The sequence below is a fragment of the Eubacterium ramulus ATCC 29099 genome, from assembly GCF_000469345.1.
GTDB lineage: Bacteria > Bacillota > Clostridia > Lachnospirales > Lachnospiraceae > Eubacterium_I > Eubacterium_I ramulus.
Map to the genome: position 1 here is coordinate 1 of NZ_KI271152.1, position 22,009 is coordinate 22,009.

21 protein-coding genes are annotated in these 22,009 nt (G+C 38.6%); 13 read left to right on the forward strand and 8 right to left on the reverse strand.

The window, feature by feature from the left end; all coding sequences use genetic code 11:
* The first annotated feature begins 36 nt into the window (after window positions 1-36).
* From HMPREF0373_RS10540 to HMPREF0373_RS10580, 9 genes are all read left to right on the forward strand, one after another.
* A complete protein-coding gene (locus HMPREF0373_RS10540; protein WP_021739701.1) occupies window positions 37-2,391 on the forward strand; it encodes a heavy metal translocating P-type ATPase in 2,355 nt (784 codons plus the stop codon).
* 16 nt (window positions 2,392-2,407) lie between these two features.
* Window positions 2,408-2,926, forward strand: coding sequence for a DUF6921 family protein (locus tag HMPREF0373_RS10545; protein WP_008703789.1), 519 nt, complete (start codon window positions 2,408-2,410; stop codon window positions 2,924-2,926).
* Window positions 2,927-2,936: 10 nt separating this feature from the next.
* Window positions 2,937-3,476 carry a hypothetical protein gene (locus HMPREF0373_RS10550; RefSeq protein ID WP_009203875.1) on the forward strand — a complete coding sequence of 180 codons (540 nt, stop codon included), beginning with the start codon at window positions 2,937-2,939 and terminating at the stop codon, window positions 3,474-3,476.
* Window positions 3,473-5,017, forward strand: a complete 1,545-nt coding sequence (locus HMPREF0373_RS10555) for an FAD-binding protein (RefSeq protein ID WP_021739702.1) — start codon at window positions 3,473-3,475, stop codon at window positions 5,015-5,017. The genes HMPREF0373_RS10550 and HMPREF0373_RS10555 overlap by 4 nt, the downstream gene beginning before the upstream one ends.
* Window positions 5,014-5,724, forward strand: coding sequence for a succinate dehydrogenase/fumarate reductase iron-sulfur subunit (locus HMPREF0373_RS10560; protein ID WP_021739703.1), 711 nt, complete (start codon window positions 5,014-5,016; stop codon window positions 5,722-5,724). Before HMPREF0373_RS10555 ends, HMPREF0373_RS10560 begins: the two co-directional genes overlap by 4 nt.
* Before the next feature lie 135 nt (window positions 5,725-5,859).
* The gene (locus HMPREF0373_RS10565; protein ID WP_005330972.1) at window positions 5,860-6,159 is read left to right on the forward strand and encodes an ArsR/SmtB family transcription factor; all 300 of its coding nucleotides are present in this window, start codon (window positions 5,860-5,862) and stop codon (window positions 6,157-6,159) included.
* Window positions 6,160-6,313: 154 nt separating this feature from the next.
* The gene (locus tag HMPREF0373_RS10570) at window positions 6,314-6,517 is read left to right on the forward strand and encodes a P-loop NTPase family protein (RefSeq protein WP_021739704.1); all 204 of its coding nucleotides are present in this window, start codon (window positions 6,314-6,316) and stop codon (window positions 6,515-6,517) included.
* A gap of 743 nt (window positions 6,518-7,260) precedes the next feature.
* Window positions 7,261-8,169, forward strand: a complete 909-nt coding sequence (locus tag HMPREF0373_RS10575; protein WP_021739705.1) for a DUF4300 family protein — start codon at window positions 7,261-7,263, stop codon at window positions 8,167-8,169.
* A 93-nt stretch (window positions 8,170-8,262) separates the two neighbouring features.
* Window positions 8,263-8,907, forward strand: a complete 645-nt coding sequence (locus HMPREF0373_RS10580; RefSeq protein ID WP_021739706.1) for a nitroreductase family protein — start codon at window positions 8,263-8,265, stop codon at window positions 8,905-8,907.
* A gap of 142 nt (window positions 8,908-9,049) precedes the next feature.
* Here the strand turns inward: HMPREF0373_RS10580 and HMPREF0373_RS10585 are convergent, their stop codons facing one another.
* The 4 genes from HMPREF0373_RS10585 to HMPREF0373_RS10600 all read right to left on the reverse strand — a co-directional run bounded on the left by HMPREF0373_RS10585 (window position 9,050) and on the right by HMPREF0373_RS10600 (window position 13,897).
* The gene (locus HMPREF0373_RS10585) at window positions 9,050-9,961 is read right to left on the reverse strand and encodes a tyrosine-type recombinase/integrase (protein ID WP_021739707.1); all 912 of its coding nucleotides are present in this window, start codon (window positions 9,959-9,961) and stop codon (window positions 9,050-9,052) included.
* A 278-nt stretch (window positions 9,962-10,239) separates the two neighbouring features.
* Entirely contained in the window at window positions 10,240-11,835 is a 1,596-nt protein-coding gene (gene hcp, locus HMPREF0373_RS10590; protein WP_187118760.1) for a hydroxylamine reductase, read from the reverse strand.
* Between the two features lie 270 nt (window positions 11,836-12,105).
* Window positions 12,106-13,035: a flavodoxin family protein gene (locus HMPREF0373_RS10595; RefSeq protein WP_021739709.1), complete on the reverse strand. Its 930-nt coding sequence runs from the start codon at window positions 13,033-13,035 to the stop codon at window positions 12,106-12,108.
* A 22-nt stretch (window positions 13,036-13,057) separates the two neighbouring features.
* On the reverse strand, window positions 13,058-13,897 hold the full coding sequence (locus HMPREF0373_RS10600) for a hypothetical protein (protein ID WP_044963987.1): 840 nt from the start codon (window positions 13,895-13,897) through the stop codon (window positions 13,058-13,060).
* A 215-nt stretch (window positions 13,898-14,112) separates the two neighbouring features.
* Here HMPREF0373_RS10600 and HMPREF0373_RS10605 point away from each other — a divergent pair, with 215 nt between their 5' ends.
* Window positions 14,113-15,003: a LysR family transcriptional regulator gene (locus HMPREF0373_RS10605; RefSeq protein WP_021739711.1), complete on the forward strand. Its 891-nt coding sequence runs from the start codon at window positions 14,113-14,115 to the stop codon at window positions 15,001-15,003.
* 227 nt (window positions 15,004-15,230) lie between these two features.
* On the opposite strand, the gene thrS is transcribed toward HMPREF0373_RS10605, so the two are convergent.
* The 4 genes from thrS to HMPREF0373_RS17795 all read right to left on the reverse strand — a co-directional run bounded on the left by thrS (window position 15,231) and on the right by HMPREF0373_RS17795 (window position 19,651).
* Window positions 15,231-16,988, reverse strand: coding sequence for a threonine--tRNA ligase (thrS, locus tag HMPREF0373_RS10610; RefSeq protein WP_021739712.1), 1,758 nt, complete (start codon window positions 16,986-16,988; stop codon window positions 15,231-15,233).
* Window positions 16,989-17,405: 417 nt separating this feature from the next.
* Window positions 17,406-18,497 carry a tyrosine-type recombinase/integrase gene (locus HMPREF0373_RS10615; RefSeq protein ID WP_021739713.1) on the reverse strand — a complete coding sequence of 364 codons (1,092 nt, stop codon included), beginning with the start codon at window positions 18,495-18,497 and terminating at the stop codon, window positions 17,406-17,408.
* A gap of 65 nt (window positions 18,498-18,562) precedes the next feature.
* Window positions 18,563-19,288, reverse strand: a complete 726-nt coding sequence (locus HMPREF0373_RS10620; protein ID WP_021739714.1) for a tRNA lysidine(34) synthetase — start codon at window positions 19,286-19,288, stop codon at window positions 18,563-18,565.
* A gap of 195 nt (window positions 19,289-19,483) precedes the next feature.
* The gene (locus HMPREF0373_RS17795; protein ID WP_081695257.1) at window positions 19,484-19,651 is read right to left on the reverse strand and encodes a tyrosine-type recombinase/integrase; all 168 of its coding nucleotides are present in this window, start codon (window positions 19,649-19,651) and stop codon (window positions 19,484-19,486) included.
* Between the two features lie 1,148 nt (window positions 19,652-20,799).
* Here HMPREF0373_RS17795 and HMPREF0373_RS10635 point away from each other — a divergent pair.
* Genes HMPREF0373_RS10635 through HMPREF0373_RS10645 form a run of 3 tightly spaced genes read left to right on the forward strand, consistent with a single transcriptional unit; the run spans window position 20,800 to window position 21,950 of the window.
* Window positions 20,800-21,132: a PadR family transcriptional regulator gene (locus HMPREF0373_RS10635; RefSeq protein WP_022034942.1), complete on the forward strand. Its 333-nt coding sequence runs from the start codon at window positions 20,800-20,802 to the stop codon at window positions 21,130-21,132.
* A gap of 19 nt (window positions 21,133-21,151) precedes the next feature.
* A complete protein-coding gene (locus HMPREF0373_RS10640) occupies window positions 21,152-21,574 on the forward strand; it encodes a DUF6120 family protein (protein ID WP_021739718.1) in 423 nt (140 codons plus the stop codon).
* On the forward strand, window positions 21,555-21,950 hold the full coding sequence (locus tag HMPREF0373_RS10645) for a DUF6120 family protein (protein WP_021739719.1): 396 nt from the start codon (window positions 21,555-21,557) through the stop codon (window positions 21,948-21,950). Before HMPREF0373_RS10640 ends, HMPREF0373_RS10645 begins: the two co-directional genes overlap by 20 nt.
* Window positions 21,951-22,009: the final 59 nt, after the last annotated feature.

A 22,009-nucleotide genomic window follows, 5' to 3' on the forward strand; every position in this document is an offset into this window, starting at 1 on the left:
TGATAATTAACTTCCTAATTATCATACAAGATTATCATGAAACGCATATTTCTATTAAAAGGGTTGGACTGTCCAAATTGTTCCGCAAAAATTGAAAAAGAAGTCGGAGAGTTGGATGGAGTGCAATCCTCAGTGGTAAATCTGATGAAGCAGACGCTTACAATCAATGTTACTCAGACAGCCGCAGATACGATAGCCAGTCAGATTGAAACGATTGTTCATAGTCATGAGCCAGATGTGGAAGTTCAGGAAGAAACCGTTATGAATGTTACAAAGAGTTATTCGTTAAAAGGATTGGATTGTCCGAATTGTTCTGCAAAAATTGAAAAAGAAGTCGGAGAATTGGATGGAGTACAATCCTCAGTTGTAAATTTGATGAAGCAGACGCTGACAATCAATGTTGCTCCAGTTGCCGCAAATACAATAGCCAGTCAGATTGAAACGATTGTCCACAGCCATGAGCCAGATGTAGAAGTTTCCGAAATTGCACAGGAATACTATATACCTGCAAAAAAACAGGATACCAATACATCCTATAACAATGAGGACAAGAAGTTGACGATTCGTTTAGCGATTGGCGCAGCAATCTATGGTATTGGTATGGCATTGACAGTTTTTGCGAAAGTGCCACTGCCTGTCGAGTTAGTTTTTCTCATTGTCTCCTATATTATTCTTGGCGGGGATGTTGTATGGCAAGCTGTGAGGAATATTTCAAAGGGACGTGTGTTTGATGAACATTTCCTGATGAGCGTTTCTACGATTGGTGCTTTTGTCATTGGTGAATATCCGGAAGCAGTTGCTGTTATGCTGTTCTATCAAGTTGGTGAATTTTTCCAGTCATTGGCTGTTGAGCGTTCCAGAAAATCTATATCAGATTTAATGGATATACGTCCGGATTGTGCTACAGTCAGAAGGAACGGAGAATTGATTACCATATCTCCTGAAAGTGTTGCCATTGGTGAGATTATTATTGTAAAGCCTGGTGAAAAAATCCCATTAGACGGTGTGGTATTGGATGGAGATTCTATGCTAGATACAAGGGCTTTAACTGGAGAATCGGTTCCGAGAAGCGTTCATAAAGGAGACGAAGCACTTTCCGGTTGTATGAATCAGACGGGTGTTTTAACGATTAAGACAACGAAAGCATTTGGTGAATCTACTGCTTCAAAGATTATTGATCTTGTGGAGAATGCGTCCAGTAGAAAAGCACCAACAGAAAATTTCATTACTACATTTGCACGTTATTACACTCCTGTTGTTGTAATCTTAGCAGCTATTCTGGCAATTCTGCCACCGATCCTTCTTGGTGGAGGTTGGACAGAGTGGATTCGCAGAGGATTTGTTTTCCTTGTGGTATCTTGCCCATGTGCATTGGTCATTTCAATCCCGCTGACTTTCTTCGGAGGTATTGGTGCGGCATCTAAACGAGGTGTTCTTGTAAAAGGAAGTAATTATTTAGAGGCGCTTAATAATGTCAGCATTATTGTGTTCGATAAAACTGGAACACTTACAAAGGGTGTTTTCAATGTGACTGATATTCTGCCTGCAAATGGATTTTCAAAAGAACAGGTTCTGGAGTATGCGGCCCAGACAGAGAGCTTTTCTAACCATCCTATTGCAAAATCCATTCTCTCTGCTTATGGAAAAGAAATTGACCAATCAGTTATCTCTGATTACAAGGAAATTTCCGGATATGGAATCAGTGCCATGGCAGGAAAGAAGAAAGTTTATGCTGGCAATACGAAACTTATGGATTCAGAGCATGTGGAGTACACAGCCTGTGAAAAAGTTGGTACAAAGGTTTATGTAGCAGTAGATGGTCAATATGCCGGATGCATTTTGATAACAGATGAAGTGAAGCCGGACAGTAAAAAAGCAATTTCTGATCTGAAACATATCGGCGTGGAAAAAACAGTCATGCTTACCGGTGATGATGAAAAAATAGGGAAGTCTGTTGCAGAAGAATTGCAGTTGGATGAATATTATGCACAGCTGCTTCCTGACCAAAAAGTGGAAAAGGTTGAGCTTTTAGACAGTAAAAAGAGACCGGGAAGCAAATTGACTTTTGTTGGTGATGGTATCAATGACGCTCCTGTCCTTGCCCGTGCAGATGTTGGTATTGCAATGGGTGGGCTTGGTTCGGATGCGGCCATTGAAGCAGCAGATGTAGTTCTGATGACAGATGAACCGTCTAAGCTGGTGGACGCGATTGAAGTAGCAAAAGCGACAAAACAGATTGTCATGCAGAATATAGTGATTGCTCTTGGGATTAAGAGTGTGTTCCTGATTCTTGGCGCTCTTGGTATTGCGGGAATGTGGGAAGCTGTATTTGGTGATGTAGGCGTTACCATAATTGCTGTTTTGAACGCAATGAGAATTTTGAAAAAATAGGAAATGAGGTGGGAATGTGAAACGAAAACTGATTCTGTTAGTTGTTACGATTGTTTTTCTTGTAGGTTTTGGTGTCATTTTACATTCACCGCCTTCTATGATTGATGCAGTCACAGGAGCAACACCGAAGTCAAAAAAGGCGGCTCAAGCCTCCGCACAGTTGGAAGGCTCTTATGTTCTCGGTATTAATATGATGTCAGATGGTCTCGACAACGAGAACACCCGGAATAAATTAAAAGAATTGGCACTGGACGATTCGGAAACAAATGAAACAGATCTCATGAAAACGGACATTAGTTTTCGGTTATATGTATCTGAGACGGATTATCCGCTTGTCAGTTATGCTAAGAAACTCTGTGACAGGTTGAAACAGGCCGGTTTTTCCGTAGATCTGAAAGAGTACAGTAACACAATGATGTTATCAAGAGTGGTAAGTGGAAAGTATGATGTATTCCTGGCATCGGATGATTTTATTGACGTTACAACGCTAACACAGATGGACTATATGATCATGGACAGCGAAGAAATGAGGTGAGCGGGAATTTATGAGAAAATGGAATACGATTTTGTCTGTTTTAATGCTTCTCATTTTTATGATTCATGGAATCATGGGCAGCTTTATGCTGAACGGAGTTGGAAGTAGTGCAGGGAAACTTCTTGCATGGATTGGTGTTGGTATTCTTGTTGTGCATACGGTGATTGGTGTCATCCTGACAGTTCAGAGTTTACAGACAGCGAAGCAATCAGGAAAAATGTATCTGAAACAAAACGTCATATTTTGGGCGAGACGAGCCAGTGGGATGGCAATACTGATTCTGCTGTTATTCCATATTGGCTTGTTTGGAAAGGTGCAGAATGGGACATATATTTTGTTCCCTTTTACAACGGTAAAGATGGTAACTCAGCTTTTGTTCGTAGCGGCAATCTTTGTTCATATTTTTATCAATATCCGCCCATTGCTCGTATCACTGGGAATCATCAGTTATAAAGAACGAAGGAGTGATATTTATTTGATCCTTTCGGTGCTTCTTCTTTTTATAGCGGGAGCGGTTATTTTATATTATATTGGGTGGCAATATCTATGAGTAAGACAATTATTATTATAGGTGCTGGACTGGCAGGACTTTCAGCGGCTTTGCAGGCAGCGGAAAATGGATGCAATGTAAAACTGGTTTCCACCCTTCCGTCAGAGCGGGCACAGTCTGTTATGGCGGAGGGCGGTATCAACGCAGCTTTGAATACAAAAGATGAAAACGACAGTCCCGAAGAACATTTTACAGATACAATAAAGGCAGCATGTGGTCTGGCTGATCCAAATGCAGTTTGGGGAATGACACAGGCAGCACCGGAGCTGGTGCACTGGCTGCTAAAACTTGGAGTTAAATTTAACATGAGTGGCTATGATGATGTGGATCTGCGGAATTTTGGCGGGCAGAAAAAGAAACGGACTGCTTTTGCACAGAGCGATACCGGGAAGCAGATCATGACAGCTATGATAGACGCTGTTCGCAGGAAAGAAGCATCTGGTATGGTAGAACGGTTCAGCCATCATTCTTTCCTAACACTTCGTCTGTGTGGCAATATTTGTTGTGGCTGCGTAATCAGGGATGAATACAGTCAGGAGACTGTGGAATTACCGGGGGATGCGGTTATTGTTGCCACCGGTGGTATGCACGGATTGTTTGGAAATACAACGGGTTCGCTGAGCAATACAGGAGAAGTCACCGCAGAATTGTTCCGGCTTGGTGTTCCTCTGGCAAATGGCGAGATGATCCAGTATCATCCGACAACTGTGAAATGTGGTGGAAAACGCATGCTCATCAGCGAGGCGGCCAGAGGGGAAGGTGGCAGGTTGTTTGCCATGAAAGATGGAAAACAATGGTATTTCATGGAGGAAAAATACCCGGAGCTTGGAAATCTGATGCCACGAGATATTACCGCCAGAGAGATATGGAAGGTCAGCCATGAATCAGAGGTATTTCTTGACATGACGGAAATATCGGAGGAGATTATTTCAAATAAGCTATCTGGTCTGGCAGACGATTGTATGACCTATCTGCATAAAGATATACGAAAGGAACCGGTGTCTGTTTTACCGGGAATTCACTATTTTATGGGAGGCATTCTGGTGGATGAGCAGCACAGAACGCCGATTCAGAATCTTTGCGCTGCCGGAGAATGCTGTGCCCAATATCATGGTGCCAACCGCCTTGGTGGAAATTCTCTGTTAGGAGCGTTATACGGAGGACGTGTTGCGGCAAAATCAGCATGCGAACAGGCAGATGTAGTAGATCTATCTTGTGCGACACAGATAGATTTTCCACCAGCGTCTCAAATTTCAGAAATAAAGCAATTAAACAAAGTGATGCAGGAGACTATGGGCGTTGTCAGAAATGAGAATACGTTGTTAAATGGGATTCAAACGGTACAAGCGCTGACAGGAAATCTTCCATTGCTTGGCATGGCAGTTCTAAAGAGTGCTCTTGCAAGAAAAGAAAGCCGTGGTGCACACTGGCGGGAGGATTATCCGAAGAGCAATGACGATGATTACCTTAAAACAACGGTAGCCAGATTTGATGGAAAGCAGATACAGATTTCCTTTGTACCTGTTCCAGAAAGGCGGTGATTCACTTGGTATATAAAATAAGAATCAGGCGGCAGGAGAGTCAGAAATCAGACAGTTATTGGCAGGAATTTGAGTATGACGGAAGCAAAAGCAGCTCTGTTGCCACTGTTCTAAAGGAATTGAACAGTAGAACCCCTTTGAAAGATAACTCAGGAAATATAGTTACTCCCATCAGCTGGGAATGTAGCTGTATGATGCGAAAATGTGGGGCTTGCGCCATGCTGATTAACGAACGTCCGAGGTTGGCATGCTCTACATTTCTACATACGTTAAAAGGTTCTACAATCATCTTGGAACCTTTAAGCAAATTTCCGCTTGTAAGAGATTTGACCGTTGACCGGTCAAATCTGTTTGAAAATTTGAAAAAACTGAACCTTTGGCTTGAAAGTGAAGCTTATATGAGTTCGTGGACACATGAACCGAGATACCAGTCGGCACGCTGTCTGATGTGTGGCTGTTGCCTTGAAGTGTGTCCTAACTTCTCTGCAAATGGGGCTTTCGCAGGCACTGTTGCTGCAGTCAACGCATTTCGGATTCTGAATGAAGAACAGGAAAGCACTCATTTGAATGAGATTTCTGCTGAATATAAGAAGAGATTTTTTGAAGGATGCGGGAAGTCGTTATCTTGTCATGATATTTGTCCGATTGGTCTGCCTGTGGAAGAACTGCTTGTAAGGTCGAATGCAGCGGCTGTTTGGGGTAAATAAAATGGATGATAAAAGCTATAATGAATGTATGAAGAGAATCAAAAACTTGATTCTCTTTTTTTAAATACATACATTTACAAATATCTATGTATATATCATATTGAATATAGACAATGATCAATGTGAGGTGTCAATATGAATGCAATGGATGTGGCTTTGATATGCAAGGCTTTGGGCGATGCGAACCGGCTGGAAATTGTACAGATGCTGTCGGATGGAGAAAAGTGCGGGTGTAAACTTTTGGAAAGATTTGAAATTACCCAGCCAACTTTATCCCATCATATGAAGATATTGGTAGGATGCGGCCTTGTGAATGATCGTAAGGAAGGAAAATGGCATCACTATTCTTTGAATTGTGAGACATTGATGAATTACAAACACTTTATAGAATCCCTTACTTGCCTTGGATGCGGTGACGGGGATTGTTGTAAATAATTTAAGGAGAGCAGATATCATGAAAAAAGAATCAAATTCAGGAGATTCCTGGTAGTGTAAATTATTCTGTGTAAACCTCTCAGATTGATGATAAAATCATAGATTTATAGAGTACAAAAATATAATGTAATGGGCTGATCTGGAATCACCGTCTGTGCTGATCCTGGATGAGCCAATGAATGGTCTGGATAAAAATGGTGTAGAAGAAATTCGACAGTTATTACTATCCATGAAGAATGATCATAAAACGATTGTGATCGCAAGTCATAATGCAGAGGATATTCAGGTTTTGTGTGATGAAGTGTATGAGATGGAAAACGGAAAATTGGAAGTAAATAGTATAAAACAGCAGATTTAGCAAGGATAGGATGAAAATAATGAGATTGATTATTGCAGAGGGTTTTGCTCTCTGCAATTTTTCTTTATAAAAAGATGCAGATAACATGCATATTCGACTTGATGTAAATTTTAGAAAACCATTTGCAGGTTTCAACTGTCTTATATATGTAACGGAAAATTATAGAGAATTGGTGGACAAACTTATATGAGTGTAATGAATAAGGAAGAATTATCGAAGCTGATCTTGGAAAATCAAAAGGAAATTTTATGGACGGATGCTGCCAAAGCGGATGCAGATACAGATTGATACGGATACGCTTGCAGTCGAAACAGAACATGATCAGGCATTAGACGGAAATGGAGAGACATTTACAACACTTGTCAGATGAAAAAGAGCAGGGGGCATTGAGAAGCCTGGAACAGATAATAGCAGACGTAAAGTAGTGAAAAGTATCATATGAAAATACAGCTAATAAAAGTGGCAGGAGATAAAAAACTTCTGTCACTTTTATTAGCTGTATTATAGTCAAAAAGAGAACTGATGTTCCGTATCTTTTGTGTGTTTTTCTCAGACGGAGACTTTTGCATGCTATTGTTAGCGATTTATCCGTCCTGGTATCACAAAAGCATATAGGCATAGTATTTACAACAAAAAATAAATATTTTTTTAATTTTTTTGATATTCTATTTACATGGTATAAAGAGTAATATACTCTGAAAAAGTACATGCGAGTACTAATAATAAGAAGATGAGGTATTGTAATGAAGAGGAAACTAATTACGATCATAATTGGCATGGTGTTTTGTATCGGATGGATTGGAGGCTGTGCAAGTAAAGAGATAAATCACGATAATGTCGCAACAAGTGTTACTGAAGAATCTAAGCAGGAAGGCGTAAAAAAAGAGAAACTGCCAACAGCAACTTATATGGGAGGAAACAATACTATTACAGAGATTTGCAAAGAACTCAGTTCTGCGGGAGCTTCACATGTAGATACATTTCAAGAATGGGTGACTGATTTCGCAGATTCTGCCGGAAAGAATGCAAAGTTAAAAGATAGCTGGTCAGACCCTGAAAAAATGCATACTGATACCGGTAAATGTATGGATGGTTGGGAAAAAAATCATGACTATTCAGACACCGATTGCAGAATGACAGCCTTTCTTCTGCTGGATGGGCTGCTTCACGCGGAATCAACAGAAGCTGACTATAACGGTACGTATTTGATGTTCGATACGGAAGCAATAGATAATGCAGACAGATATAAAATAATAAAACAGAAGATAAACATGTTTACTACACTATATGGGGAAAAGCATGTTATTGATGAGAAACATCCGGAAACAACATTTTCTGATAACTGGAAGCATTATGGATTTCAAATAGATAGTGACAGGATCTCGCTGCTTAGTATTGCAATATATGATCCGGATTCTGATGTTATTTTCGTAGGACATACTGGTTTATTAATAAAATGCAGTGAATATTATTTATTTGTAGAAAAAATTGCATTTGAACAACCGTATCAGGCAACAAAGGTGCATAATATGGATGAATTGCTTAATATTCTTTCACTGAGACCGGAGTATTTCGGAGAAGAGGGAGAAGCCGGTCCATTTGTATATAATAATGGAGAATATGTGGGAACATTAACGAATAAAAATAATTAACAGAGGATAAAAACCGGTAACCTCTCGTTATAGACAGACATTGGATATTTTTGATATAATGAATAAATAAAAATTGAACGCGAGGGATAAAATATGTTTACAAAAGAAGATAATCAGGTATTAGATCGTATATTAAATGCCAGAAAAACTTGTCGGGCATTTGCAGAGAACGTGCCGACTGATGATGAAATCAAAGAAGTAATCCAGGCTGGATGTATCGCGCCATATGCATCCATTGATGCAAAAGCAGTTACACCGTTCCGCCATTTTTTTGTAATTAAAAAGGATGACCCGAAAATGGAACAAATAGATGCATTTATCAGGCAGCAGAGCCAGGTAGATTTAGATGCAAGAATCAAAGAAGAAGAGACAGACCCTTTTTTGAAAGAAAATGGAGAAGGGGTCAAAAAATTGTGGAAACATGTTGCGGAATGCGGGGAAAGTACCTTCCCAAATCCACCCTGTCTGATCATTGCGGCCGAGTGGCGTGGTGCCAGAAGGGCAGAACATCAGAGTCTTGCACATATGATGCAGAATATGTGGATTAAAGCTACTGCATTAAATCTGGATTTTCAGATTATTTCTGTTACAGAAAATATGGTAAATAATCAGGATTTCTGCGATATGCTTGGACTTCCGGTTGGAAGGTATGGATTTCTTGCATGTGTGCTTGGATATGCAAAAGATAATAATGCACCGCAGCATCCAAGGGCAACGACACAGATTCATTGGTTGTAACCAGATGACAGAGTTATAATATAATATATAGACAATCACAATTCGTGAAGGCGAAAAATAAAGTGTGTAAGTTAAGAAAAGTAATTTTCAAAACATACACACTTTGTTTGATTCTTCTCGTTGAAATTGTCCCAACTATTCGTTAAAGCTGTCTTTTGCGAATAGTTGAAACGATGCGCTCTATCGACCGAACACCGAGCCTTGCGCCTTTATAACGACCAATTGTCACCAAAAACATTGCTTCAGCATCTTTTTCAAATAGATATGCCGATCGCTCTTCCAGATATCTCTTAATCAAATCTGTTAATGCCTCAGACATTGTAATCCATGTAGATCGCTGTTTGGTTCTGTAAACATAAAATCTGTAATTCCTTAAATCAAAATCCTGAATATTTAATTCAGCCAGTTCAGAAATTCGAATTTCAGTTTCTTTTAAAATTTGGAAAATAATTTCGTCACGTAATCCATATTGATCATCAAATTGCTTTTTCTTTGCTGACAATGTTTGATTTCTATTTATGTCTGCATTTAGATCTGTATCTATATTTGTATCAATTTTCTTGTCTGTAGATTTATTTTTTTCAACTTTTTCAGTTATACCTGCCAAATATTCTTTATTTGTATTCTTCATCGCATTATTAACATCGGTGCCTTGATCTGGTCGATTTGCAAAAAGAAACGGATTTCCTGTTAATTGCCCATTTCGCGCAAAAAAGGTAAAAATGGATGAAATACAGGAAATGCGGGTTTTTACAGATGAAACAGACATTGTTTGCTGTAGCCATTCGATAAAATTATTAGCATCTTTGACGGTCAGATGCTCCAGATCATCCAGCGTATAGTCTGCAAGTTCACGATCATTAAAATATGGATGTGATTGTTGCTGGTAAGTCAAAAAGCTCCGCATGGCTCTCATATAATCATATTGTGTTTTGGGTAAAAATGTAGTTTGATTTTTATCATAAAATACAGTACAAAATTCCGGTAACTCTGATAAAATAGCCACCGTTCGTGAAATATATCTGCTCTCCTGCTCCTCTTTATATTTTGGCATGTTTCGATTCCTTTATAATATTTTATTTTTAATAATAGACTTCTTGATATAGTCGGATAAATTTAATTATCCGACTATATTAGATTACAAAAATTATATCATAATTATGAAGCCATGAAAATATAAAAACATTATCTTTTGTTTTCGTTATTTCTATATCTCGTTCTATAAGGAGCTTCACTCCCGTCTCATAAATATCTAAAATTCCATGGTAATCCACTAACAAGTGGTCGAATAATTTAATTTATCCGACTACTTGCTATATAGATTAAAATATTTTATCCTAAAATCTTTTTTAAATCCTCTTCCGGTGTGCTGATCGGCGCAATATTATAATTTTCTACCAGATAATTCAGCACATTCGGTGAAATAAATGCCGGAAGTGTTGGTCCAAGATAAATGTTTTTAATTCCAAGATGTAATAAAGTAAGTAAAATACATACCGCTTTCTGCTCATACCAGGAAAGCACCATAGACAATGGAAGTTCATTTACATTACACTGGAACGCTTCTGCCAGTGCAACCGCAACCTGAATGGCACTGTACGCATCATTACACTGTCCCATATCCATAATTCGTGGCAATCCGCCGATTTCACCAAGATTAAGATCGTTAAAGCGATATTTTCCACAAGCCAGAGTCAAAATGATGGAATCTGTCGGTGTCTGTTTTACAAACTCTGTATAATAATTTCTTCCAGTTCTTGCTCCATCGCATCCGCCAACTAAGAAAAAGTGACTGATTACACCGGATTTTACGGCATCAATGACAGTATCGGCAACACTTAATACGGTTCCATGTCCAAATCCGGTCATAACAAAATGACCGCCGTTGATGCCTGTTTTGTCCTGATCCGTGTCATATCCGCCCAGTTCCAGAGCTTTTTCAATTACCGGTGTAAAATCTTTCTTTTCATCGATATGAACCATTTCCGGATAAGATACGACCTCTGTGGTAAACACACGATCGGCATAGCTTGGTTTTACCGGCATCAGACAGTTGGTTGTAAATAAAACTGCCCCCGGAATATGGTCAAACTCTTTTTGCTGATTCTGCCATGCAGTACCAAAATTTCCTTTCAGATGCGGATATTTCTTTAATTCCGGATAAGCGTGGGCTGGCAGCATTTCTCCATGTGTATAAATGTTGATGCCTTTATCTTTCGTCTGTTCCAGAAGAAGCTCCAGATCTTTGAGATCATGTCCTGTGACAACGATAAATGGACCTTTTTCAATGGTAAGCGGCACTTTGGTTGGCACCGGTGTACCGTAAGTAGTGGTGTTCGCTTGATCCAGCAATGCCATGCATTTTAAGTTTACCTCTCCCACTTCCAGAACGACCGGAAGCAGATGCTCCATTTCCAGATCATAGCTGATAAAAGATAGCGCCTTGTAAAAGAAGCTGTTGACGGTTTCATCTGTATAGCCAAGAACCATTGCGTGATAAGCGTAAGCTGCCATACCACGAATACCAAATAAAATCAGGGATTTCAGGGAGCGGATGTCTTCGTCTGGCTCGTTCCACAGATTTTTCATATCATAGTTGGACGTATTTCCACATGGTGACATACAGCTGCTGCAGTTTGGTACAACTTTTGTTTTTTCTTCATTTACTGCCTGGATCATAGCAGTTAGTGTTTCTGCGTTAAAATTTACATTCGTGACGGTTGTAAATAATCCTTCAATGATGATGCGGTCGGTATTTTCTGTTTTCGGGTTATTTCCACAGGCTTTTGCCAGACCGATCAAGGCGCCGGTCAGTTCATCCTGTAAAGCGGCAACAGTTGCATCTTTTCCACAGACACCTGCGGCTCCTGTACAACCGTTGCATCCGGCAGTCTGTTCACACTGGTAGCAAAACATTTTCTGTTCCATAATAAAAATTCTCCTTTGCTGTAAATATGTTTTGGGTATATTTTTGATAAAATCAGTGATTAATAATTTAACATGAATGTATGTGACTTTGGTTGGCATAAACCAACATATTTTATTCAAAATCACTACATTTTATATATCTAAATTATTTTGTAAAAATCTCTGTTATCGAAATACTGATCACATTATAACCAAAAAGAAAAGCCCTGTATGTTGTTAAAACAACATATCGGACTTTTCCTGTTATATTTTTTACATATTTTTAATTTATTATTCCGGTTTTACTGCTGTGATAGCCTCAGCATAACGCTGTACTTTTGCTTTATACTCATCACTTCTTGCAGCAGCACCTGCATTTTTCTCATTATTCTGAATATCATCCGCATGAATGAACTGACCGCTTAAAGTATCATGTGCATGCTCAATCTGGGATTCATCAAAGGTAAAGCGAACCTTGCCATCCTCTGTTACTAATTTACCGCGGATACCACACTGACCGCAGACTGCCACTGCATCTCCCTCAATGTAGAAGTTTCTGGAATGGCAATGCGGACAGACACCGTCCTCACCTTTCCACGTCGCATGTTCGATATCTTTTGCAGCTTCTGCAAGGTTTACACCGATCTGATGAGCACGGGCTACTTTGGAATCATCAGTTAAAATACCAAGAGACCACATAAATACTTCGTTATCGATGACTTTCCACATCGGAGTCAGCGCATGCAGATAGAAATCATTCTGAATCTGTGTTGCCCAGTCAGAACCACCGATTCCCATGTAGGAAACAGCTCTTGTTTTCATATATTTTGGATCGATCCGTCTGCCGCCGTTTGCTGCTGAGATCTTGTCCGCAACAATGTTGTTGGATAAGCCCATACGCGGTCCAAAACGGTCCATAATAGTATGGAAAATACCTGCTGCACATTTTTCAAAGATCGGAATAGAAAAGATGATTCCGTCTGCATCCAGCATTTTATCCAATAACCACTGGAAGTCATCTTTTAATACACACATGTTTCCTCTGCCGGAAAACAGGCTCATAACACAGGCCTTACATCCGGTGCAGTGTTTGATATCAAGATCCATCAAACGTACAAATTCAATCTCAGCACCCTGCTCTTTTGCTGCAAGTAACGCTTCTTTACACATGCAATCGTTGGCACCATTTTTGTTACCACCTGAAATACCTAAAATCTTCATGACCTTTCCTCCTAAATAACTATTAGCGCATCGGCAGATAGCCTCTGTACTGTTTCAAATTGTCACTGGTTGCGATATCGGTTAAAAACAGGCTTGCAAACTGGAACTGTGGGCGCAGATAAGGAAAGTTATCATACTCTGCCCATTCCGGCTTTTTAAAAGAAGCTGTATTTTCTACTGCACAGTGATACCATTCTTCCGGGCCATCAAACCACATTTCCACACAACGGTCCATATGACAGTTGTTAATTTCTTTTTTGACTTTACTTGTCATCATACGGGTAACTTCTGGCATTGCGGCAAAGGCAGGCAATACTTCATTCATCATCCACTGATCACCATCTTCCTTGTGTCCTTCCGGATAAGAAACCAGAAACTGCCAACGATAGTTTGGCCCATCCACCATGGTACGACCTGCACCTTTGAGATCCTGTTCCCAGAAAATTGGTAAAAATGCAAAAATAAACGGCGGGCATCCGTTATCACCACCGGAAGCACGGGCGGCTTCTCCGTCTGCCATAAATCCCTCCTCTTTGGCATTTTCCGGAAGTGTTCCCTGCCAGATCATGGAATCGATCGGGAAATATTCGTTCAGTGAATTTACCAGACTTTCCTGACTCATCGGATTCACCATCCAGTAATGCTCGGTCAGTTGCATACGGTATGTACCGAAACGCTCTCCCTGCGACGGTGTCGGAAGTGCATTGTAAAACGCATATTTTGTTACCCATGGCTCAAATTTTGCAATGCTTTCCGGTGCATGATAGTAATAAAGCCAATGCTGTAATTTGTGTCGGTACTCTTCCTTAACACAGTCCACATAAATCAGACTGCGCAGCGGCTGATACGTGATTTCTCCCATAAAAAATCCTCCTTCTTCGTACAAAAATCCGTAACGGAATTGTTCTTTGATACTAAAAATTATAATGGTATCCGGGTATTGTTGCAAACAGGAAAGAAAGATGCTAGTATTAGTATAACTTATGGAAAGACACAATATTAGTAGTTTAAATTTGTATTACTACGGGAAAATTTGATACTGTTTCCTGGAAAGTATAAGAAAAATGGAGGGGAAACATGACATTACAACAGTTAGAGTATTTTGTATCTGCGGCACATAATCTGAATTTTTCCAAGACAGCGGAGATGTTTTTTGTCTCACAGTCTGCCATCACACAGCAGATCCGAAGTCTGGAAAAAGAACTGAAGCTGGATCTGTTTATTCGGAAAAATAATCGTATCTCACTGACGGATTCCGGACAGGTATTTATGCGGGAAGCGGAACAGATTCTGGCAAAAGTCAGCGATTCTATTGAGCGGGTACATTCCGTACAGCGTGGTCAGAAAGGAACGCTGCGGATCGGTTATATCAAATGTATGGAGATGGGAAGTTTTCCAAGAAATGTACAAAATTTTTATTTCAAATATCCGGGTATCGGCATTGATCTGAAACGGGACAATGCGGTAGCTTTGCATGATGAGTTCCTAATGGGGGAATATGATATTATTTTTAACGTGGAAAGTCCACTGCTCTCTTATCCGGATACGACAGAAATCAAAAAAATTGGAGAATATCAGTTTTTTGCAGTGATTCCACCGGAGCATCCGTTGAGTCATCGTGAAATGATCACACAGGAAGACTTAAAATACGAACGGTTGATCATCCACAATTTCAGCCGCAGTAAATCAGAATTTCCCCATGATTTTCCGGCGGGGTATCTGCGGAATGATCTGATGCAGAATATTTCCCGGACAAACGATGATGCAGCTACGATACAGACTATGGTTGCTGCAGGTATGGGAATCGGGATTTTGACGGAACTGGAAGTAGAAAAGGCACCTATGCCGTTAAATCTTTCTTATATACCATTGGAAACGGATGGTATCCAGGAGATTTTATATGTGATTTATTCAAGGAAAAATGAAAATCCACTGATTCCACTGTTTTTAGAAGAAATGAAAAAATAGGGATTCCGGAATAAAAATTATTTATTGTATATAGAATAGTAGCGAAAATTCCTAATTAAAAGAGATACATAAAAATGAGTTCCACTTATCTGTACATTATATACAGAAAGCAGAACTCATTTTTTATTATCTACGGTAAGGAATTTTTTTGCCAGTTATTACTTTTATGCAATAACAGCTAAGAAAGCCTTTAACCTTGTCACATTTAGATTCTTTTCAGCAGAATCCTATCTTGCTTTTGTTTCAATTTCAGTTGTCAGTTTTGCAACAAACTCGTCTAATGGAAGAACGGTTGTCTCTTTCTGACCATGGAGACGGTATGCAACGGTTCCGTCCTCTTTCTCTTTCATACCAATAACAAGAAGATAAGGAACTTTCTGAACCTGTCCTTCTCTCATACGGTAACCAAGCTTCTCAGCTCTGTCATCTAACTCTACGCGGACATCTGCTGCATCCAGTGCATCATAGATTTTCTGCGCATAAGCATTCAGTTCCGGATCATCTGTTTTAACCGGCATGATACGTGCCTGAACCGGTGCTAACCATGTCGGCAGGTTTCCTTTTGTCTCCTCAAGGATATAAGCCATGAAACGATCCAGAGAACCAAGAATTGCACGATGAAGTACAACAGGTGTCTTTTTCTCACCATCACGGTCTACATAAGTCAGCTCAAATTTAGCCGGCAGACAGAAGTCGAGCTGGCAGGTAGAAAGTGTATACTCATTACCAACAGCCGGTTTTACGTTTACATCCAGTTTCGGTCCGTAGAAAGCAGCCTCGCCGATTTCCTCTGTATACTCGATACCAAGGGAATCCATTACCTCACGAAGTGCGTTTTCTGCTTTGTTCCACATCTCATCATCATCATGATATTTCTCTTTATCTTCCGGATCACGCAGAGACAGAACGCATCTGTAGTCTGTGATACCGAAATCTTTGTAAGTAGAGAAGATCAGATCTACGACTTTGGAGAACTCATCTTTGATCTGCTCCGGAGTAACGAACAGATGTGCGTCGTTCTGGCAGAAGTGACGTCCACGCTCGATACCTTTTAATGTTCCACTTGCCTCGAAACGGAAATCATGTGCAATTTCACCGATACGGATCGGCAGATCTTTGTAAGAATGAATTCTGTTTGCATAGATCATCATATGGTGCGGGCAGTTCATCGGTCTTAAGACGAAAGACTCACCCTCTACTTCCATAGCCGGGAACATATTGTCTTTGTAATGATCCCAGTGTCCGGATGTTTTATACAGATCTACAGTACCAACACATGGTGTCATAACGTGCTGATAACCAAGTTTACGCTCTTTATTTTTGATGTAGTTTTCCAGCTCCTGCCAAATCACATATCCTTTTGGAAGGAACATCGGAAGTCCACGTCCAACCAGATCATCTACCATGAACAGTCCCATGTCTTTACCGATTTTTCTGTGGTCACGCTCTTTTGCTTCCTCTAATAACTGCAGATGTGCTTCCAACTCTTCTGCTGTCGGGAAACATACACCGTAGATACGCTGCAGCATTTTGTTTTTGCTGTCACCTTTCCAGTAAGCACCGGAATGTCTGATCAGTTTGAAATGGCGGCATAATTTTACATTGTCAACGTGAGGTCCACGACAGAGATCTGTAAAATCTCCCTGTGTATAACAGGAAATATTGCCGTCTTCCAGATTGGAAATCAGATCCAGTTTGTAGCTGTCATCTTTGAACATTTCCAGAGCTTCTTCTTTGGAAATCTCATGACGAATGATCTTTTTACCGGATTTGGCAACTTTTTTCATCTCTTTTTCGATTGCTGCGATATCCTCATCACGGATAACATCATCACCGAGATCGATATCGTAGTAAAATCCCTCTGCAACGACTGGTCCAACCCAGAATTTTGCCTGTGGATACAGGTGTTTGACTGCCTGAGCCATCAGATGGGCACAGGAATGATTGAGCATATTTAACTGCTCGTCTTCTTTAAAATTAACCATTGTTTTTCCTTTCCAGAACCTTGTTTATTGATCTGCTACTATAAACTAAAAAAGCACCTTTAAGAATACCTGCTGCCAGATATACTTAAGGGTGCATATGATACACGGTTCCACCTTAATGTTTTACTTGATTTAGCCTGTAACGCGGCCATACGGTAACGCTTAAAAAAATCCGGAACAATCTGCAACGGATATGATTTTTCACGCACAGCTCAAGACTGGTCTTCCTGTATGATTCGCATAAGCAGCTTTCACCAATGCTACTCTCTCTGGAATGTTTCTGCATACAGTACTTGTTCTTTCATCGCTTTTTTCAATATCGGATAAAATTATAGCACAGTCATAAATAATGCACAAGAGGAAAGATACATAATTCGGGTGGATTTTTGAAAAATCACAATGAAATTCTGCAATCTATCAGGATTTTGTTTGTGGAATTCCTTCTTCCTCTGTGTTTACCGGCTTTTCTCGCAGCTGTACAGCTCTTGCAGCCATTCGGCGGCGGCTGTCTGCCTGTGCGGCATAATGTTTCTTTGTCGTATTGACATCCTTGTGTCCCAATACGTCAGCTACCAGATAAATATCACCTGTTTCCTGATACAATGTTGTGCCATAGGTACTGCGCAGTTTATGCGGTGTGATGTTTTTGACTGTAGTTACTAGTCTGGAATATTTTTTTACAAGATTTTCCACACTCCGCACATTGATCCGGCGGTTTTGCATGGACAGAAACACTGCTTCCGTACTGCCTTCCTGTGGTTCCATTTCCAGCCGTTCATCCAGATAGGCATCCAATGCTTCCGCTACTTCATCTCCAAAATAAACCATGACTTCGGAACCACCTTTCCGGTGCACTTTAATGCCGTTGTTTTTTGGATCGATATCATTCAGATCCAGACCGACACATTCAGATACACGGATACCGGTACCAAGTAAAAGCGTAAGAATGGCCATATCCCGTTTTTTTGTCTTGTTATGGTAGATTTTCTGGCGTTCTGTCAGTTTTTCCCCGGATTCTGTTTCATCCAATAAAATGGCAATTTCATCCACATCCAGTCGAACGATATTTTTTTCATGCTGCTTAGGCATCTGCACAAGTGCAGCAGGATTTTTTTCAATAATTTCCTTGCGGAAAAAATAATTATAGAAACTGCGCAGACAGGCGAGTTTTCGCATCTGACCACGCTCATCATTGGTATATTCTTTCCCGTTATGCGTATAAAATTTCAGATACTGCAGATATTCTTCAATATCCATCGGTGTGATCTGTTCCAGAATATCAATGGAAAAATCCGTGATTTCGATTTTCGATAGTGTGGAATTATTCTCATGCAGATAATGAAAAAATACACCAAGATCATAAGCATAGGCGATTCTTGTCCGGGACGATGTTGACGGCTCAATGCCAATAAAATATTCTCTGCAAAACTGTGGCAATTCAGCTACAAGTGCGCGCAGTTTCTGTTCATTTTCAATATTGATTTGCTCACTGTATTTTCGTTCTTTCATATCAAATCATTCTTTCTAAAAAATTGTGTTCGGATACTGCTTTTTCGTTTATCAGCAAAAAAATGTTACTCATTTTGATCTTCCCAGTCCGGAATATGTCCATTGATCAGTGCGGTAAACAGGCGCGTCTTTGTTCCCGGATTTTCATGGTTGATAGTTCGGATAAGCTGTTTGATATATTCGCGTTTTGTGGCACCATCCGCTGGACATGGATTTTTCACTACCGGAAGATGGTATTTATTTTTAAAACCGATCACATCTGCTTCTTCAACATACAGAAACGGACGGATGATTGTCAGATCCATGCGGTCTAAATATGTTTTTGGTGGGAAACAGTAAAAATGTCCCTCATAGATCATGGACATCATCATTGTCTCAATAAAATCATCTTTGTGGTGGGCGTAAGCTACTTTGTTACACCCCAGTTCTTTGACAGCATTATATAAAGCACCTTTCCGCATTTTTGCACAGAGAGAACATGGATTTTTCTCTTTTCGTTCTTCAAAAACAATCTGACGAATCTGCGTTTTTATAATATGATGGGAAATTCCAAGTTCCTTACACAGTTTTGTTACAGGAGTCAGATCAAAACCTTCCATGCCAAGATCTACACTGACGGCTGTCAGTGAGAACTTCTTTGGGTAAAAACGCTGCAGGCCATGCAAGGCATAGAGTAATGCGAGAGAATCTTTTCCTCCGGACAAACCGATGGCGATATGATCTCCTTCGTCAATTAAGTGATAAGTATCGACTGCTTTTCTGGTAAGGCTTAGCAGCTGCTGCAATTTCATAATATCAGTTCCTCGTTTCAGTGTTGATTTTTTATTAAAATGATAACATATTTTGCTAATATGATAGCATATTCTGGCATTTTGGTAAATGACTACATATCAGTTCTTCTGACTTTATGTGATTCAATTATTACTAATTCTACACCAATGATCCAACGTTAAGATATCCCTGTATTTTGGCAATTTCCAAAGATTTTACATCGTCAAATAGATCAACATATAAATCCATTGTTGTTGTATTTCTTGAATTGTAATATGTCCTAAAGTTGGTAAAATATGATGTATTGCAAAGCTTTTATAGCTGCTAAATGTATTCTCTTTGATACTTGAACCTTTTATAGATTCCAACCAGTAAAAAACCAAAACTTAAATGTAGGATTTTCCGAATAAACTACATTCCCATGTGCAAATTCATACTGAGTATCGGCTACCCATTTCCGACACTCTTGAAGTTTATGGAAATACTTCTGTATTCGTTTTCCTGTTCGTGGATCTGTAACTCGTCCTGTGTATAAACCATCCTTTCTTTGTGAAATCCCGATTCCAAATTCTTTCCCTACAAGAATATTCAATTGTTCCCTCTTTTATTCGAACATCAAAATTAAGATCTGTGAAATTTGAACGCTGAACTTCCGGCTTTTGTTACAACAAAGTTTATAAAATATTATGTCTGATAATTACCAAAGAATATAAATTAATAGCGATGTAATCAGTGATTTTTACAAAAAAGTGACAGAAGCCTTTAGACTTCTGCCACTTTTACAATTTCCCTTAAAATCAAATTATATTATAACTTTTTCATTGTATATTCTGCTAAAGCAACACTTGCAATCAAGGCAATTACCCAACACACAAGAGTAATTATATCCGTCAAAAGATTTATAGGCAGAAAATGATTAATTAATTTATTTATGACAAAAACAAAAATAACAAAATAAACAATTGTCAAAAAAATCCGAAAAAGTTTGCGCATTATTCACTTACCAATAAATAATTATCAATATCTGCTGCGGAATCATTGTCTAATAAATCATAACTATCCAGGAAATCAACCAATCTTTTTTTCATAAATTTCTTCTCCTTTGCTAGTAATAATTATTTTTCCCGTATGCATCTTTAAATCATAATTTCCAAAATATTACTTTCTTCTACATACCGAGACTCACCCCATACTTGTTTCTATTTACCAATGTTTTTCATAACATCCTATCTAGTGCAACGGAATCCCCCTTTCCCCATTCTAACTCGCACACTCATTTTCTATGTACTTAATATTATCATTCCTTATATTATTTTGCAAGTATGTTTTTGCCACCATAATATTTTTCGCAATAATTATATTTACAATAATTATTTCAAAATAATAAATTGACAAAATTATTTTGGGGTATACTATTATATATAGATTGGAGTGCCACTATAAATTCTATAAAATAACTGCCTCGATCTTGTTTATGACTTAATTTACTGTTTTATCGTATATATTAAATATTAAAAGAATGGAGGCATCCATGAGCCGAAACTATTTTCTGACAGGAATAACAGAATTGTTAATTTTGACCATCTTAAAACATCAAGATAGTTACGCATATGAAATCACTAAAATAATTCAACAAGAATCCCTAGAGTTAATATCGATTTCTCATGCAACAATTTATACTGCAATCTATAAACTGGAAAAAGAAAATTATATTTCTGAATACAGTAGAACGGTTGGGAAAAAAAGAGTACGAGTATATTACCACCTAGAACAATGTGGTTTGGAATATTTGGAGCAGCTATCCCAAAATTATAATCATATAAGCAAAGGGGTATCCCTAATTTTAGAATCATTAAATCAATAGTATTTTCTGGAGGTTAATAATGGATACTATTTGTCGAGAATATATCAAGCAAACTCAAATGTTATTTCCTATAATAAGGAAAAAAGAAAGAATTTATTTAAAGTCTTTATATAATAATTTGATAGAGTACTGTGATATTAATAAAATATCTAACCTACAAGAATTATTTCATGAATACGGTTCTCCTACTCAGATTGTTCAAGAATATTTATCATCCTTAAATGAATCTGATTTAAAAAATTGCTTAAAAAGAAAACATATAAAAAAAATTTTATTTATATGTTGTGTTACTGTTCCAGCAATACTTATAATCACATTTTCTGTAAGGCTTTATTTATGGAATAATCTTCAAAAACAAGTTTATTCAAACATTCAAATGAACACTGATCCAAATACCATATATTTTATAGGAGATGAACTTAATGGAAATCAGACAAAATAATTACAAAATTTGCACAAAGTATCTTAACCAAGTAAAATCTTTTTTTCCTGTCATAACTAAAAATGAAAAAAAGTTTCTAAGCAACTACCCAATTTTTGATGCTTGTCCAGAAGATCAATCAATTACATTAGAATACCTGCATGAAGAATTCGGAAAGCCCGAGGAAATATTCTCTGCCTACTTATCAACCGTTCATACAGATGAATTAGTACGTCAAATAAAAAGAACAAAACGTTTTAAAATAGCCACAGTATTGATATTATTAATCACTGCTGCTACTTTAATAGGCGCTTGCATAAACATACATAACAACTATAATGCATATCAAGAAACTGTAGATGATATCAATGGATACTGGATTGATGAAATTCACTAAACCAAGGAGGAACATTCATTATGCGAAGGTAGTGTAAATTATTCTGTGTAAACCTCTCA

Bases quoted from the DNA above. Each gene is read 5' to 3' on its own strand.
- HMPREF0373_RS10575 (WP_021739705.1), top strand. From the start codon at position 7,261: ATGAAGAGGAAACTAATTACGATCATAATTGGCATGGTGTTTTGTATC.
- HMPREF0373_RS10645 (WP_021739719.1), top strand. From the start codon at position 21,555: ATGGAAATCAGACAAAATAATTACAAAATTTGCACAAAGTATCTTAAC.
- HMPREF0373_RS10580 (WP_021739706.1), top strand. From the start codon at position 8,263: ATGTTTACAAAAGAAGATAATCAGGTATTAGATCGTATATTAAATGCC.
- hcp (WP_187118760.1), bottom strand. From the start codon at position 11,835: ATGGAACAGAAAATGTTTTGCTACCAGTGTGAACAGACTGCCGGATGC.
- HMPREF0373_RS10635 (WP_022034942.1), top strand. From the start codon at position 20,800: ATGAGCCGAAACTATTTTCTGACAGGAATAACAGAATTGTTAATTTTG.
- HMPREF0373_RS10565 (WP_005330972.1), top strand. From the start codon at position 5,860: ATGAATGCAATGGATGTGGCTTTGATATGCAAGGCTTTGGGCGATGCG.
- HMPREF0373_RS10640 (WP_021739718.1), top strand. From the start codon at position 21,152: ATGGATACTATTTGTCGAGAATATATCAAGCAAACTCAAATGTTATTT.
- HMPREF0373_RS10620 (WP_021739714.1), bottom strand. From the start codon at position 19,288: ATGAAATTGCAGCAGCTGCTAAGCCTTACCAGAAAAGCAGTCGATACT.
- thrS (WP_021739712.1), bottom strand. From the start codon at position 16,988: ATGGTTAATTTTAAAGAAGACGAGCAGTTAAATATGCTCAATCATTCC.
- HMPREF0373_RS10555 (WP_021739702.1), top strand. From the start codon at position 3,473: ATGAGTAAGACAATTATTATTATAGGTGCTGGACTGGCAGGACTTTCA.
- HMPREF0373_RS10585 (WP_021739707.1), bottom strand. From the start codon at position 9,961: ATGCCAAAATATAAAGAGGAGCAGGAGAGCAGATATATTTCACGAACG.
- HMPREF0373_RS10615 (WP_021739713.1), bottom strand. From the start codon at position 18,497: ATGAAAGAACGAAAATACAGTGAGCAAATCAATATTGAAAATGAACAG.
- HMPREF0373_RS10600 (WP_044963987.1), bottom strand. From the start codon at position 13,897: ATGGGAGAAATCACGTATCAGCCGCTGCGCAGTCTGATTTATGTGGAC.
- HMPREF0373_RS10595 (WP_021739709.1), bottom strand. From the start codon at position 13,035: ATGAAGATTTTAGGTATTTCAGGTGGTAACAAAAATGGTGCCAACGAT.
- HMPREF0373_RS10605 (WP_021739711.1), top strand. From the start codon at position 14,113: ATGACATTACAACAGTTAGAGTATTTTGTATCTGCGGCACATAATCTG.
- HMPREF0373_RS10550 (WP_009203875.1), top strand. From the start codon at position 2,937: ATGAGAAAATGGAATACGATTTTGTCTGTTTTAATGCTTCTCATTTTT.
- HMPREF0373_RS10540 (WP_021739701.1), top strand. From the start codon at position 37: ATGAAACGCATATTTCTATTAAAAGGGTTGGACTGTCCAAATTGTTCC.